Below are 14,357 nucleotides of genomic sequence, written 5' to 3' on the forward strand. Positions count from 1 at the left end.
GGCCCACGGTGCGCCCCGGCGCAGCCGCCCGAGAATCCCGTCCAGCACGCGTCGGTCGTCGACCCGATCCTTGCCGCCAAAGTAAGTAAGAAGGAAAGGATAGATCCACGCAAACCATTAATAAGTAAGGTAAAAAAGAGAAATAATAGGTAAGAAATTAGGAGAGACAGGGAGGGAGGGGGAAAAAAGTGGAAGAAGTTATGAGTTAAAGACCTAGAATCGGGGGTGGTCTGCAAGCCCGCTCGCGGTCGTTCAGAAACGGCGTCACACCCAGGGCGGGTAAGCAGTGATGTCCCCGCATGATCAGATCGAGGCGCTGGAGGCTGCTGTAATGGCCTTGGCCCAGCAGACGGCCGGGACCGGCACTATAATTATTGCGCAGAGTTTTATCATGCGTGCGTTAGCAGAGGGTTTGACGCGCGGTAGCGGCACATCGATCGGCGACGTGCATGAAATTTTCTGGCGATGTCCGACTACAGGCCGGCTGAGATTGCCGCTTCCGTGCGGGCAATGCTTGCCGAGGCATCCGTCGCATCGGGAGCACGGCATTGAGCACGGATCCCCGGTCCAGTTGTCGCCTCGGTGCCCGCGTTGAAACGGCCGACACCCGACCAGTCCTGGCGCACCCACCACCGTGAGCGGAGAGCGAAATGGGCACCCCCGCCGGTGGCAAAATACGATTACGTTGGCGCGATGGCTGCACTTATTCGAATGATGCGCAGGAACGTCAAAAATTGAGTCCTGGCCTTTGTAACAAATTGCTAGATAATTTGTAGGATTACATTTTAGAATGTTTTGATGTATATCTTTTAATTATTTTTTATCTTCTATAGGCCTTTGACCTTTCTCCGATAGATCCGCTATCAATTTGGTTTTATCATCGAAAGAGTAAAGTTTTTTTAAATGCGGATTAGAAACAGCAAATTTCATAAAATCGCTAACTGCCTTAAGCCTGCCGTCTTTATTTACATCCTCCGAAGCCTCAAGTCGAAGAGCTTCATCTTCTCTTGTCTTAGCTTCTTCTGCTTGATGCTTTAATTCAAGAGTTACTATTGCTAACCCTGTCGCAGTTCGATTGAAAAATTCGCTTGCGACAAACGTAGGCCGAGAGTAAAAAACGTAAAATGCGTTCGCCGCAAAGAAAAAAACCATAAATAATAGGGTAAAATCTGAGCTTGATCCCTGAAGCACGCCAAAAAAACCAAATATTCCAGCCAGTAATGCTGAAAAAATCAGTATAGATATTCTTATAATATTCATTTAGATTGCCACGCAAGATTTATTGAATCTAATGCTAATTAGACGGAGGAGGCCGGCCTACCCCATTCAGAGGCCTGTCGCAAATGCCGACGGGCTCACGCCGGTCAGGCTTCCGCTATACACGGCACCGACTACCCGCGGAAGCTTGGCAGCGCAGTGTTGCGTGGCAGTGTTTGACTGGCCGTTCGTAATGCGGCGGCCCTTTTCGGGGCCTGTCGCAAACGCGTGCGCGTCTTCGTTCACGGATCGCTAGCCATTCCTGACGAGCTTGCCGCCTCAGCCTTGAAGCCGACCCATGATCCTGTCCGCTATCGCCGCCATGCGGAAGCATCGCTCCAAGGCCGACTTCAAAGGCCGGCGCTACGAGGCAGTGCTCATCGTGCAGGCCGTCTCCTGGTACCTCCGCTATCCGCTGAAATACCGCGACATTGAGGAGCTGTTCCTGGAACGCGGTCAAGGTGGACCACAGCACCCTGAAACGCTGGGTTCTGGCCTACGCGCCCCTGATCGAGAAGCGGCTACTTCAGTTCCGTCAGCCTCACTGCGGGTCGGTCCGCATCGACGAGACCTACATCAAGGTTCGCGACGGGTGGCGCTACCTCTACCGGGCCATCGACAAACACGGCAATCCAGTCGACTTCCTGCTGACCGCCGACCGCGATCTCGATGCGGCCAGGCGCTCCTTCCGCAAGATGCTAGCGGATGAGCCTCTTCTCGCCCCGGACCGCATCGGCACGGATGGCGCTGGCCCGTATCCGGGAGCCATCGCCGAGAGCCGGCAGGCAGGACTGCTGCCGCGCACGCCGATCCACTATGTCACCGAGCATCTGCAGCAGGGGATCGACAGCGACCACTTCCGGGTGAAAAGGTCGATGCCGCGGGTGGGAGGCTTCCGCTCGTTCAATACGGCGCGACGCGCGATCCAGGGCTTCGAGGCCATGCTCTGGCTACGCAAGGGCTTCGGCTTCGTCGGCGCGTGGACGGTGCACGAGCAGAACCAGCTACTCGCAATCGGCTTCGGGCTTCCCCAGGCGAACAAAGGGTGAAGGCGGGACGGCAGAGGTCGTTCCGCGTCACAGATCCGAGTTTGCGAAACACCCATTGCTGTTGAGTAGCAGGCGGACCGCCGTGCGAGTCCGGACGGCCAACCTTCGGGCTTGCCGAGCGGCGTCGTGGTCCAGTCGTAGGCACGCATCAGCGTCACCATCTCGCCCGCCCCGGCGAGGAAGTCGCGATTACCGGACATTGGATCAAGCGTGATCATGAGAGGCAGGAGCCTGCTGTGCCATCGCTCGCTGGTCGGCCGGGGTCTTACCCATCTCGGCGCGCTCGAACTCTTGCAGCGCGGCACGTACCACGTCGCTGACACTGCTGTAGCGGCCGGTGGCGACGCACCCTTACAGGAACACCCGCAATTCCGAAGGCACAAATATTGTGATGGTTTTGCGCACAGCCATATTTGGCACTAGCACCGCTACACACTGTCATACATTTACAAATGAGCATTCTGATCGAGAGCAAGGTGAAATTTGCTTCACCCTGATCGCGGTCATTGCACCATGCCAGCACGAATTTCTGAAAGGGTTGTGAGCAGGCGTGGCGACAAGGTCCGCTTCTGTCAACTTTCGCTTTAAAGCGGACCGTCGCAAATCCACCCTGAGCGGCCAGGCTGGTAGCGACCCAACCCAGCAACTCGGACCGCCGTCGGTGCTTCTTGAGAGCAGCCGTTCGTCAGCCCCCCGGCAACTTCGGCTTGAGGTGGCGATCAGACCTTAGTCTTCGCCCGGAATCGGACGCTGCGCGCGCCGCTCATCACCGCCGAGCGGCGGCCGCCAAGCTGGTTCATTCAACAATCTCGACCGCGCCGCAACGGAGTTCGATCAGGCCTGCCTCGGCCCATTGTCCCAGGATGCGGCTCACCACCTCGCGCACGCTGCCGACGTCGTCAGCCAGCTTCTGATGGGTCAGGGCAACGACGCCGCGCGGATCGGCTTCAGCTCAGAGCCGTTGGGCTAGGCGCTGTTTGAGCGGGGCGAACGCCACCTCGTCGATCAGCGTGAACAGACCGGACATCAGCCGCGTGTATGGGAGCGCCTCGAGGTGGCGCCCCCGGCATCCGCCGGAAAGTCAGGCCGACAGTTTCGTCGTGTTGTGCGGATCGATGACGAATTTCTTGGGCGATCCCTGGTCGAACATCCGGTATGCGTCGGGCGCCCGCTCGAGCGGGATAACCTCGACGTTCACGACCTTGCCGAGATAGGGCATGCGATCCCAGAGGATCGCCATCATCAAATCGCGGTTGTAGTGCATGATGGGCGCTTGGCCCGCCGAGATGTGGGGCGACTTGATCCAGGCCTGGCCGAAATCGATGCGATACCTTCCGGCTTTGGCATCGGGGTCGACGGCCTCGGGATCTCCCGCCGTATAGATGCCAGGAGCGCCGACGGCGCCGTTGGCCCGAACGACCGCGATCATCGAGTTGAGGACGGCGGCCGGATCCTCTCCGGCGCCCGGCCCATTACCGTGCGCCTCGAAGCCGACGGCATCGACGCCGCAATCCACCTCCCGTTCGCCGAGGATCGCCTCGATCTGGTCGGCGAGCGGTGTTTCGGAAGACAGGTCCACGGTCTCATATCCGGCGCTCTCCACGAGCGCGAGACGCTCGCTGTTGGTGTCGCCCACGATGATGCAGGAGGCGCCGAGGAGATGGGCGGAGGCGGCGGCGCACCGGCCGACGGGCCCTGCACCCGCGATATAGACCGTCGATCCGTATTTGACGCCGGCCTGGATGCAGCCGTGAAAGCCGGTCGGCAGAATGTCGGAGAGCAGGGTCAAATCCTTGATCTTGGCTATCGCCTGATCTTTGTCGGGGAAGCGAAGGAGGTTCCAGTCGGCGTACGGAACCATGAGATAGTCGGACTGTCCGCCCTGCCAGCCACCGAGATTGAAGCCGTAGGCACCGCAATCGACCGCATCGTTCACATTCATGCAAGTGTCGGTATGGCGCTCCTTGCAATTGCGGCACCGCCCGCATGAGACGTTGAACGGGACCGAGCAGAGGTCGCCTTTTTTGATGAAATGTACGTCGGGCCCGGTCTCTATGACTTCGCCCGTCATCTCGTGGCCGAGCACCATGCCCGCGGGAGCGGGGAAGCGGCCGCGGTAGATATGCTGGTCGCTACCGCAGATGTTGGTTGTGACGATCCTGAGGATCGCCCCGTGCGGCGTCCTGTTGCCCCTGGGGTCGACGAGCTTCGGATAGTCGAAGTTTTGGACCTCGACTTTTCTCGGACCCATGTACGTGATGACGCGATTGCCTGATGCCATGACGGTTTCTCCTTCTGTCAGTCCTGGATCGAACGGATTGGGTCCGGCGCCCCCTCGGCATGGCGTCTTAGGGCAGCTTCGCCGCGAGCACGTCGAGCGCTTCGATTCGGGGGGGCGAGGCGAAAAGTTCGGGCGTCCGCTCTCTCAAGGCCGCCGCCACCAGGCCGGAGAGGTGCGCTTGCCGTCCCGCTTCATCGGGAAACGCGTCAGAAATTCCGAACGTCGACGAGCCCATCCGGACGGCGAACCACGCCACGGTTCCCGGCTCATTTTGAACGATGGGCTGGCCGCTTCTCAGAAAGGCCTCGACCTCCGCTTCCTTTCCGGGCTTGGCGTCAAGGATGACGAGCAATGCTGACTTGACCATTTTCGTATTCCTTCCGGGTGGACCGGGGAAAACCAGGCGTAAAAGCCGTATTTAGACCCAATCAGGACAGGTACTCGGGGGACAACAACATACTAAAGATGCTTGTGAAACACCCAGGATGACGATCGTGCGCCGGTTCTGATCGAGCTAATGCTTCAAGATTACCGTTTCAGCAATGGTCGACCCATACGTGCGGGTCCAGGGCCTCCGCTAGCCTTGCAGAATTCGTCCCAGCTCGTGTCCTCGGTCGGGGCGACGGAAGAGCGTGGGATTAAAGGATCGAGCGCATCGCGGCCCTGATGCCGGTCAGTTCAACTTCACGTTCGACCATGCGCCGCGCATTCCTCGGCAATCTGCCGGCGGATCGCGGCGGGCTGTGTCCGCAACGCTCGGAGACCTTCGGCATCCGGGTCTGGCCGCCGACGAGGACGACCTCCGCGATGTCGGACGGCTGAAGTCCGGCATCTTTGATCGCCGCCTGGCACGGCCCGATCGTGCGCTTGATCAAGTCGTCGACGAGGGCTTCGAGCTTCGCTCGGGAAAGCTTGAGGTTGAGGTGTTTCGGACCGTCTTGATCGGCCGTGATGAAGGGCAAATTGACCTCGGTCTGAGTCGCCGACGAGAGCTCGATCTTTGCTTTCTCGGCGGCATCCTTGAGGCGCTGGAGCGCGAGCTTGTCCTTCGTCAGGTCGATGCCCTGCTCCTTTTTGAACTCGGCCGCAAGGTATTCAACCACACGGTTGTCGAAGTCCTCGCCGCCGAGGAAGGTGTCTCCGTTCGTGGACTTCACTTCGAATACGCCGTCGCCGATCTCCAGGATCGAGACGTCGAAGGTGCCGCCGCCCAGGTCGTAGACGGCGACGCGCCCGCTGCCCTTCTTGTCGAGGCCGTAGGCGAGCGCGGCGGCTGTCGGCTCGTTGATGATGCGCAGCACCTCGAGGCCGGCGATCTTGCCTGCATCCTTGGTGGCTTGGCGCTGCGCATCGTTGAAGTATGCCGGGACCGTGATGACAGCCTGCGTCACGGATTGACCGAGCTTCAGTTCGGCCGTTTCACGCATCCGCTGCAGGACATACGCAGAGATCTGGCTGGGGCTGTAGGGCTTGCCCTTCATTTCGACCCAGGCGTCGCCGTTCCGCCCGGGCACGATCGTGTAGGGTACCATCGCGATATCTTTCTTGGTGATCGGGTCGTCGTAACGTCGCCCGATAAGCCGTTTGATGGCGAAGACGGTGTTCCCCGGGTTCGTGATCATCTGCCGCTTCGCCGGCTGCCCGACGAGAACCTCGCCGGACTCGGTGAAGGCCACCACCGATGGGGTCGTGCGGCCACCCTCGGCGTTCTCAATGACGCTTGCTTTGCTGCCGTCCATCACGGCGACGCACGAGTTCGTTGTGCCGAGATCGATGCCGATCACCTTTGCCATGGGGGATACTCCTTCATGTCTGAGCCATGCAGACCGATCGATACCGAGCCGGCGTTCATCGCTGAGGACTGTATACCGCGTCGGGTCGATGCTACGTTCTGCTTCTTACGTGGACCTGACGCCGATCAGTTCTAGGACGGCATCTTCTGTTTTCGACGTCTGAGCGTCGTGAAGTCTGGTTGGGTGATAGGTCGTCGCGCAGAAAGACACAGGTATCGGAATTTGGCTTTGCAAGGATAGCACGATAGTCTTCTACGCCGGCGGCACCGTCGGTGCGATACGGGCTTTCGAGGTCGAGAACAATGGACTTTACTGTCGACGGCGTCCGCTCATCGTCGAGAAGGCGGCCTACGGCATGGAAAGCGCGGACCGAACGCCATCCGCCAGATGCTCGTAGTCGAACGGAGCATTGTGCCGACGGCCGTTGATGAAAAAGGTCGGCGTCCCGTTGACCCCACTTCTGACGCCGCCACGAAAGTCCTGCGCCACCTTGGGTGCATAGGTGTTCGCTTCGAGGGCGATCTCGAGGTTGCGCTCGGACAGGCCGAGCGCCCGGGCTGCACCCGACAGGAACAGCAGGCTCAACTGATCCTGATACGCATAGATCGCGTCGTGCATGTCCCAGAACCGGTTCTGGGCACCCGCGAACTCGGCGGTCTCCGCAGCTAGTCCCGCATGCGGGTGGATTTCCGTAAGCGGGAAATGACGGAAGACGTAGGTGAGGTCGTCGCCGAAGTGCTTGCCAAGGCGCAGGACCTGGATATGCGCGAGGCGGCAGTAAGGACATTCGTAGTCACCGTATTCGACGAGCACCACCCGCCCGTCGGCGCCGCCCCGCATGTGGTCAGCTGGCGAAACCGGCACCCTGAGTTCGGCCATTGCTTTTCTCCTGGCTCTCAAGCCGGTCCAGCGCATCGAGGATGCCGTCTGCACCGGGGTTGACGGCAATCGGGGAGCGGTAGCTCCAGAAGATCGTGCCACCGCGATCGACGACGAACAGCGCCCGCTCACAGAAACCTTCGCCGTCGCGGTAGGCGCCGTATTGCCGGGCGATCGCGCCCTTCGGCTCGAAATCCGCGAGCAGCGGAAAATGGAGATGACGCGTCTCGGCGAAGGCCTGATGGCACCAGGCGCTATCGACTGAGATGCCGACGACTTCGGCGTCATGCTGCCTGAACTCCGGCAGCACCTGATTGTAGACGGCCATCTGATCCCCGCAAACGGGGCTCCAGTCTGCGGGATAGAACGCCAGAACAACCGGCCGTCCGCGCAGGTCGCCCAGCGATAGGGTCTGATCAGGTGTGACGTGGAGCGTGAAATCGGGTGCCGGCACCCCGGGCTCTAGGACCTGTCCCATCCTGGATCTCCTCGAAACCCTGAACAGCGGCGATTCCGCATTTGACGACGGGACGGGTCCCCACAGCACTGACGAGGATCAGTTCCGGCGACTTTGGAGACTTCCGGACCGACGACCTGAACGCCCCTACGGCGCGACAGGCTCGACGGCTGTCGCGTGCGCCGGCTGTGTCTGGCGCGCCCCCTCGTCTGAACTCGTTGGCCTGACGGAGGTCTGTCCTAAGCGATGGTGGGCGCATGTCACCCGGCCCGGGTTGCGCGCCGAACAGGGGGACGTCCGAAGGCGCGCCGACGCGTCCGGGATCGTCCTTAGGTAGTCTCCGCATTGTGCGAAATGTGACAATGCCTGATCAATGAATACCACCGGGAGGGGAGCATCATGCTGCAGTATGGTCGCGTACTGCCAGCTCCCGGCCCTGACGACGCTTGGCCGCCCGTGTTGGTTCGGGGCGCAGGCGAGCTCACGCTCGCTCGCATCGCGTCTCTCGGGCGGGTCGACCATTTCTCCCCCGGCACGACCCTCTACACCGAAGGCGATGCCGGAGATTTCGTCTACTGCGTGGTTGCTGGCATGGTCCGCACGATCAACGTCAGCCGTGATGGCAATCGGGTCGTGCGTGGGTTCCATCTCTCCGGCGAATTCTTCGGGATGGAGCGCGCCCAACGGCACGCCTCGTCCGCCGAGGCGGTCAGCGATACGTGGGCCGTGCGCTGTCCCCGCTCCCGGCTGGACGCGCTTGCGGCATCGGACTCACAGATCGCGAACGCCCTCTGGTCGTGGCTCCTACGGATGGCCGAGCGGGCTGAGGATCTGTCTGTGATCGGTCGCGCCAGCGCCGCTGAGAAGCTCGCGTATTTTCTGATCGACTTCGTGGGCAGAGTTTCGACCACGCGATCGATTGAGCTGCCGATGTCGCGCACCGACATCGGGGACTATCTCGGCCTCTCGAGCGAGACGGTGAGCCGGACCTTCACCACGCTGCGCCGTGACGGGCTGATCACCACGCGCGGGCGCTCCGTGACGCTCCTGAATCCGGGCGCCCTCCAGCGCATGAACGGCGGCCTGATGCGCGGGCCGGGCTTGGTCTTCAGCTGCGGCAGCACCTCGAGGCCGATCTCGTCGAGGACCTCGCTCGCGCTGCGGACGCCGTACTTGAGGTTCAGGATGACGTGGTGGACGCCGATCAAGCGCAGCGTCACGAGAAAGTCGAGCAGGGCTTTCCGACCGCTGCGAAACCCGAGGTGGATGGGTCGCGGCGGATGATCCGGATCGGCGTGCAGATCGACGTAGAGGGATTGAGCGAAGGGCTTGAACGTGCCCGGGGCCACCCCTGCGGTGGTAGCCCGCCATCGGGCCGCGAGTTCGGCTTGGCGCTCGACCGAGCGGGGGTAGGTGATCCAGCCGTCCGCGTGTTCGGCGATCCATTCCGGACTCTGTCGGCTCGAGCCGGTGACGAGGATGGGCAGCCGTCCGATTGGTTTCGGCATCAGGTCGACGGTGCCGAGCATGTCTCCGAAGCGCGACCGCAGAGTGGGAAATGACTCTTCGAGGAGTGTTCGGATGACGGAGAAGCTCTCGCGAAACAAGACGTCGCGCTCGTCCGCGAGGACGCCGAAGGTCGGAAACTCGATTGGCCGGTCACCCGAGGCCACGCCCATCACGAGCCGACCTCCGGACAGGCGGTCCACGGAGGCAGCGGCCTTGGCGGTATGGATCGGGTGGCGGAGGGGCAGGACGATCGACCCGGTCGCCAAGGCAATCGCGTGCGTTTGCGCGGCAATCCAGCCGAGCCAGACCCATGGGTCGTAGACCTGCCCGAGATCGCCAAAGTTTGGATCCCGCAAGGGCACGTCGCGGGTCCAGAGCGCCGCGTAGCCGAGTTCCTCCGCCCGAACCGCCAGACGTTCCTGATCGAGCATGGTCGGCTGGTCGCGCTGGTAGGCCTCGATGGGGAAGAAGACGCCCACCGTTAGGCGGCCCGGGGCGAACATGCGCCGGAACCCAGGGGTGCCGCTCGGGTTGGCTGCGCCGGGGGGCTGAAGCATGAGAAACCTCCGGAGGTCTGCCGTCGTCTTGTTTTGCTCAGCAATCACATTCCGAGCCCTTGGGCCCTGACGCATATCAGCCGGCTCCGAGCGCTGTTCGTAGCGCGCTGACGAACAGCCTGGACCGACGGCTTTAAGGAGGGCCGCCCACCGCCCTATCGCTCGTGCCGCTGCTCACGCTCTGGCAGGTGTCGCCGCTCAAGCAGGGACACGGGGCCGAACCCACAGAACTGACGAGACACCACCTCCGCCAGCGGCAGACCGCGACTTCTACTGCGGCCTGACATGGGCTCGTCCGCGTAACGGGGCGCCACGCATCCCCGTTCGCCGCAGGACAGTCCCGATCATCATCCCCGCGGGCTCGAACATCGAGCGTTGGGTGAAGGCGGCGAGCAGTCCCGCCGACGAGTGGGACGGCATGCCGGAGCGCGTGACCGACCTTCAGCCGCCCCGTGCTGCGCGCTGACGATGCTCGCTCGGCAAGACGTCATAGGCGGCTTTGAACCGACGGCCGAAATGGGTCATGTCCGAAAACCCCCAGCCATAGGCGATCTCGCTGACGGTTCGGCTTCTCTGCATGGGGTCTTCCAGCGACTGCCGGCAACGAGCGAGGCGCCGCGCCTGGATGAGCTGCACGATCGACGTACTCTCGTCGGCCAGCACCGCATTGGCGTATCTCACGCTGACCCCGGCTGCGCTTGCGACCGTACCGGCATCGAGCGTTCGGTCGGCTAAGCGCGCTTCGATCACGGCCCGCAATCGCACGCGGACGAGTGAGCGGGACGATGATGTCCGCCCCCTGTCCTGGCCCATCGTCTGACAGACCGCCAGGCTGATCAGATCGAGCAGGTGCGGCTCGAGGAGCGCTTCCGCGGTCGAGCCCACCTCCGGCATGTGGAACGGCAGCATCGCAAGGCTTGCCGAGAGCAGACCGGTCTCGGCCGTGCAGGGCTTGATCGCGCGCGCTGTCATCTCCTGAGTCTGCCCGAGCCGGGCGTTCATGAGCTGCCGTGGAACCTTCAACACCAGCACCTCTGAAGCTTCGGAAAACCGTCCCTGGTATTGTAAGCTTGGGTCAATCAGCGTGATGTCGCCTGGCTCGAGTACGACCTGGCGGCCGTCTTGCTCCAGAGCGATCCGACCACCGAATTGCCGGCAGACGAACAGTTCGTTGGTGTTCGCGTGCGCGATATGATGGCGTGTGTGCGTGACCGACATCTCCGAATTCTGGAACGAGACAAGCCCAATGGCACCGACCGACCCTGAACGAAGCTGAGCGCGAAACGTGTTCCGGCATCGCGGTGTGGAGGCGTGATCGACGACGTCCTTCCGGGCAACGTCGTGCCAAAAATCGAACCGATCACGCGGGTGGACGTACTTTGTCGAAAAACAGTTTTCACCCAGCCCTCGCCTGCCCAAATAGCCGACGATGAGCGCTGACTCGGCCGATTCGAAGCCACACCGTCGTGATTTAGAGCGCCTAACGGAACGGCACCGTGAGCGTCGATGTGCGTTGGTATGGCATGGCCCGTGCCCTTCTTCCCGACGATCTTTGGAGCGAGATCGGCCCGCTTCTTCCGCCGCCCCGGCCGCGTCCGAAGGGCGGGCGACGGCCCATCGAGAACCGAGTCGCCCTGACCGGCATCCTGTTCGTGCTGCGCTCCGGACGGCCGTGGGAGATGCTGCCGGCCGAGATGGGCTGCGGCTCGGGCATAACGTGCTGGCGCCGGCTTCGCGACTGGCAGGAGGCCGGGGTGTGGGCGCGCCTGCATCAGGTGCTACTGGGGCGCCTGCACGCGGCCAGTCAGCTCGACTGGAGCCGGGCGAGCCTGGACAGCGCGTCTGTACCGGCGAAAAAGGGGGTTCTGCCACCGGCCCGAACCCGACGGATCGGGGCAAAGCGGGGACCAAGCGCCACCTCGTCGTCGATGCCCGCGGAACACCCCTCGCCCTGACCTTCACAGGGGCCAACCGCCACGACAGCGTGATGATGGCCCCGACCCTCGATGCGATCCCGCCCGTGCGAAACGCCCGGCGCGGTCGCTCACGCCGCCGTCCCCACAAGCTTAATGCCGACAAGGCCTACGACGCCCGCGCCCGTCGCCAGGAGTGCCGCGCCCGGGGGATCGTACCCCGCATCGCTCGGCGCGGGATCGACAGCAGCGAGAGGCTCGGGCGGCACCGCTGGGTCGTCGAGCGAACCCACGCTTGGTTCAACCGCTTCCTGCGCCTGCCCGTCCGTTACGAGCGACGCGCCGACATCTACCAAGCCCTCACCAGATTCGCGGCCAGCCTCATCACCCTCAAATAAATCAGGCAGTTCTGTTATGCGCACTTAGTGTCTGTCAGTAGACTGAAGATGCACCGCTCCGCCAGATCAGGGTTAAAAAATCGCATGCGCCGATCTTTTTTCTCCTGATGCGCAGGTCCCGTCCTCCAGGGTCAGGCGCGACAGGACGTGTCAACCTCAACCGCTCCCGAGCCGAGTGGCCGTGTGTGATCGGCGACATGGTTGCCGCAGGGCATCGCACGCGAACACGATCGTAATTTCGGAGCCTCTCACCAGAAACGCGTTCGTGGACGCCGGGGCGTATCGAGTGGCTGCGGTACTCGCGCTCCCGTTTCTCCATGAGTCTGGACCAGTCGCCGGCGAGAGGGGCGCGCGGTGGATTGAGGTCACGCTGGAAGCGCGCGATCCGCGCGCTTCGCTTCCGATCGACGAACGCGCGGAGGTAATGGCGGATTTGAGCCGCTGTTTGCATGGCTGGGTCATCCCGGACGCGGAGGCTTTCCGCGTTGAGCCCCCAGCCGAGTTTGCGCGCGCTTGCTGGGTCGGAGGTGCCCAGGCTCTGAGCGACCGTGATGGACTTCCCCCTAACCGGGGCACCAGAGGGTCGCGTCCGCTCATCGCAACGGAATCGCCTTCGCCACCAGTATACCGCCCCGCGGCGGTACACGTTGGAACAAATCGTTAACGGCCTGTCCCTGTGGACAAGCGCGTGCAACAGATCTGCGTACAATCGGCATGGCCGCCGAAGCGGCTGATAGCCGAATGCCATCAGATCAATGACTTAGCGGAGGCTTGGCTGGGGCGCCAGGATTCTCAGCCAAAACAGATCGGGTACAACATCAAGGGGTTAGGCCCTCGATCACCCATCACGCGCGGCATCGGACCCGGGGAATGGACCATCGGAGTGGACCCAGGTCAATGCTCGTTCTGGAGCGCTCCACAGCTTGGGCGAATGGCGGTGGACCCACCATTCGCCGAGAGCGCAAGCTGGCAGTCTGCCCGGAAGCGAACGGTCCACATCCGACCCAACAGTACCGTTCATCACCGTCCCTGCATTGGGATTGCCCCGGTTCGGTGGACACCGAGAACGCTTTCGCGTGAGGTGTTTTTCCGATGCCCAAGACCCGTCCCGCATATCCCGCCGAGTTCCGCCGGCAGATAGTCGATTTGGTCAGCGCCGGCCGCGACCCGACCGACCTCGCCCGCGCGTTCGAGCCCGCGCGCCAGACCATTCAGAACTGGGTCGCTCAGGCTGATCGCAGCGAGGGTCGACGGGTGGCCAAGCCGCCGCCCACCGATCCTGGCCTGACAGCAACCAAGGGTGACGAGTTCGCCCGGCTCCGGTGGGAGGTCCGGTAGTTGAAGCTGGAGCGCGACATCCTCTCTCGCGCGACGGCCTGGTTTGCGCGGGAGACCGGGGTTCTGCCATCGGGGTTTTACGGTTCATGAGCGCCAACCGGGCCGACTTCCCGATCGCCGTCATGGCGCGCACGCTGGGCGTGTCGAAGGCCGGATATTACGCCTGGATCGGTCCGCCGACCTCGATGCGGAAGGTGGCCGATGCCGCGCTGCTGAAGTGGATCCGCACCTGATCAGCCCCCATTGAAGTGGTCCGCACTTTGGTATGGCATTTGAGCCTGGAGTACGGACGAGATGGCAAAGCAACCGAAGCCCGAGGAGATCGTCGCCACGTTGCGGCAGGCGGATGTGCTGATCTCACAGGGCCAGAGCGTGGCCGATGCAATCCGCGCGCTCGGCGTGAGTTCGGTGACATACTACCGGTGGCGACGTGAGTTTGGCGGCCTGAAGTCGGATCAAGTTCGACGGATGAAGAGTCTTGAGACCGAGAATGCTCGGCTTCGAAAAGCCATCGCCGATTTGACGCTGGACAAGCTGATCCTGCAGGAGGCGTCCCGGGGAAGACGTCTCGAGCCCTGCGCGCCGACGCGCCTGTGTCGAGCACATCATGCGGACGATGACTGTCTCCGAGCGGTGTGCCTGTCGGGCGCTCGGACAGCATCGCTCGACGCAGCGCAAGGTACCGCGGGGCCGGGACGACGAAGAGGCGCTGACGGCCGATCTTGTGGCGTTGGCCGAGGAGTACGGGCGCTACGGCTACCGCAAGATCAGCGCGTTGCTGAAGGCGGCCGGGTGGTCGGTCAACGACAAGCGCGTCGAGCGGATCTGGCGGCGTGAGGGGCTGAAGGTGCCGGCCAAGCAGCCCAAGCGGGGGCGGATCTGGGACAACGACGGCTCCTGTGTTCGTCTTCGCCCGGAACACCGCA

At 62.5% G+C, this 14,357-nt stretch carries 11 protein-coding genes and 6 pseudogenes; 6 read left to right on the plus strand and 11 right to left on the minus strand.

The annotated features are described in order from the left end of the window. Both MKK64_RS00050 and MKK64_RS00055 read right to left on the minus strand, forming a co-directional pair. Positions 1 to 105 (minus strand): annotated as a pseudogene (locus MKK64_RS00050) (IS5/IS1182 family transposase); the annotation flags it as partial. Positions 106 to 813: 708 nt separating this feature from the next. Continuing rightward, positions 814 to 1,260: a hypothetical protein gene (locus MKK64_RS00055; protein ID WP_243931614.1), complete on the minus strand. Its 447-nt coding sequence runs from the start codon at positions 1,258 to 1,260 to the stop codon at positions 814 to 816. 295 nt (positions 1,261 to 1,555) lie between these two features. Between MKK64_RS00055 and MKK64_RS00060 the strand changes: the two are divergent. Continuing rightward, a pseudogene (locus MKK64_RS00060) lies at positions 1,556 to 2,306 on the plus strand (IS6 family transposase). Between the two features lie 204 nt (positions 2,307 to 2,510). Here the strand turns inward: MKK64_RS00060 and MKK64_RS28330 are convergent. The 7 genes and pseudogenes from MKK64_RS28330 to MKK64_RS00090 all read right to left on the minus strand — a co-directional run. After that, positions 2,511 to 2,642, minus strand: a pseudogene (locus MKK64_RS28330) (hypothetical protein); the annotation flags it as partial. A gap of 460 nt (positions 2,643 to 3,102) precedes the next feature. Next, positions 3,103 to 3,228: a helix-turn-helix domain-containing protein gene (locus tag MKK64_RS00065; RefSeq protein ID WP_279592961.1), complete on the minus strand. Its 126-nt coding sequence runs from the start codon at positions 3,226 to 3,228 to the stop codon at positions 3,103 to 3,105. A 159-nt stretch (positions 3,229 to 3,387) separates the two neighbouring features. Then, on the minus strand, positions 3,388 to 4,587 hold the full coding sequence (locus MKK64_RS00070) for an alcohol dehydrogenase catalytic domain-containing protein (RefSeq protein ID WP_243931618.1): 1,200 nt from the start codon (positions 4,585 to 4,587) through the stop codon (positions 3,388 to 3,390). 67 nt (positions 4,588 to 4,654) lie between these two features. Next, entirely contained in the window at positions 4,655 to 4,954 is a 300-nt protein-coding gene (locus MKK64_RS00075; RefSeq protein ID WP_243931620.1) for a putative quinol monooxygenase, read from the minus strand. Positions 4,955 to 5,342: 388 nt separating this feature from the next. Beyond that, positions 5,343 to 6,380 (minus strand): annotated as a pseudogene (locus MKK64_RS00080) (Hsp70 family protein); the annotation flags it as partial. 348 nt (positions 6,381 to 6,728) lie between these two features. Beyond that, entirely contained in the window at positions 6,729 to 7,259 is a 531-nt protein-coding gene (locus MKK64_RS00085) for a DsbA family protein (RefSeq protein WP_243931622.1), read from the minus strand. Next, positions 7,225 to 7,737 carry a redoxin domain-containing protein gene (locus tag MKK64_RS00090; RefSeq protein WP_243931624.1) on the minus strand — a complete coding sequence of 171 codons (513 nt, stop codon included), beginning with the start codon at positions 7,735 to 7,737 and terminating at the stop codon, positions 7,225 to 7,227. Before MKK64_RS00090 ends, MKK64_RS00085 begins: the two co-directional genes overlap by 35 nt. A gap of 378 nt (positions 7,738 to 8,115) precedes the next feature. Between MKK64_RS00090 and MKK64_RS28335 the strand changes: the two are divergent. Next, positions 8,116 to 8,730, plus strand: a pseudogene (locus MKK64_RS28335) (cyclic nucleotide-binding domain-containing protein); the annotation flags it as partial. Here MKK64_RS28335 and MKK64_RS00095 read toward each other — a convergent pair. Further along, entirely contained in the window at positions 8,670 to 9,782 is a 1,113-nt protein-coding gene (locus MKK64_RS00095) for an LLM class oxidoreductase (RefSeq protein WP_243931626.1), read from the minus strand. The pseudogene MKK64_RS28335 and the gene MKK64_RS00095 overlap by 61 nt on opposite strands. A 441-nt stretch (positions 9,783 to 10,223) precedes the next feature. Continuing rightward, a complete protein-coding gene (locus MKK64_RS00100) occupies positions 10,224 to 11,201 on the minus strand; it encodes a helix-turn-helix domain-containing protein (RefSeq protein WP_243931628.1) in 978 nt (325 codons plus the stop codon). A gap of 104 nt (positions 11,202 to 11,305) precedes the next feature. Here MKK64_RS00100 and MKK64_RS00105 point away from each other — a divergent pair. The 4 genes and pseudogenes from MKK64_RS00105 to MKK64_RS00120 form a co-directional block, all read left to right on the plus strand. Continuing rightward, positions 11,306 to 12,093, plus strand: a protein-coding gene (locus MKK64_RS00105) for an IS5 family transposase (RefSeq protein ID WP_243931634.1) whose coding sequence is annotated in 2 segments (ribosomal slippage) — positions 11,306 to 11,642 and positions 11,642 to 12,093 — 789 coding nt in all. Because the reading frame shifts where the segments join, the coding sequence is not laid out codon by codon here. Positions 12,094 to 13,185: 1,092 nt separating this feature from the next. Beyond that, complete coding sequence (locus tag MKK64_RS00110; protein WP_243931630.1) at positions 13,186 to 13,431, plus strand: transposase; 246 nt, start codon at positions 13,186 to 13,188, stop codon at positions 13,429 to 13,431. Between the two features lie 86 nt (positions 13,432 to 13,517). Next, positions 13,518 to 13,664 carry a hypothetical protein gene (locus tag MKK64_RS00115; protein WP_243931632.1) on the plus strand — a complete coding sequence of 49 codons (147 nt, stop codon included), beginning with the start codon at positions 13,518 to 13,520 and terminating at the stop codon, positions 13,662 to 13,664. A gap of 61 nt (positions 13,665 to 13,725) precedes the next feature. Beyond that, positions 13,726 to 14,357 (plus strand): annotated as a pseudogene (locus tag MKK64_RS00120) (IS3 family transposase); the annotation flags it as partial.

This window comes from Methylobacterium sp. E-025, assembly GCF_022829705.1.
Lineage (GTDB): Bacteria > Pseudomonadota > Alphaproteobacteria > Rhizobiales > Beijerinckiaceae > Methylobacterium.

What these genes read in the sequence shown, in the direction of transcription:
- MKK64_RS00055 (WP_243931614.1), bottom strand. Translation starts at nt 1,260, where the DNA reads ATGAATATTATAAGAATATCTATACTGATTTTTTCAGCATTACTGGCT.
- MKK64_RS00070 (WP_243931618.1), bottom strand. Translation starts at nt 4,587, where the DNA reads ATGGCATCAGGCAATCGCGTCATCACGTACATGGGTCCGAGAAAAGTC.
- MKK64_RS00075 (WP_243931620.1), bottom strand. Translation starts at nt 4,954, where the DNA reads ATGGTCAAGTCAGCATTGCTCGTCATCCTTGACGCCAAGCCCGGAAAG.
- MKK64_RS00085 (WP_243931622.1), bottom strand. Translation starts at nt 7,259, where the DNA reads ATGGCCGAACTCAGGGTGCCGGTTTCGCCAGCTGACCACATGCGGGGC.
- MKK64_RS00090 (WP_243931624.1), bottom strand. Translation starts at nt 7,737, where the DNA reads ATGGGACAGGTCCTAGAGCCCGGGGTGCCGGCACCCGATTTCACGCTC.
- MKK64_RS00095 (WP_243931626.1), bottom strand. Translation starts at nt 9,782, where the DNA reads ATGCTTCAGCCCCCCGGCGCAGCCAACCCGAGCGGCACCCCTGGGTTC.
- MKK64_RS00110 (WP_243931630.1), top strand. Translation starts at nt 13,186, where the DNA reads ATGCCCAAGACCCGTCCCGCATATCCCGCCGAGTTCCGCCGGCAGATA.
- MKK64_RS00115 (WP_243931632.1), top strand. Translation starts at nt 13,518, where the DNA reads ATGAGCGCCAACCGGGCCGACTTCCCGATCGCCGTCATGGCGCGCACG.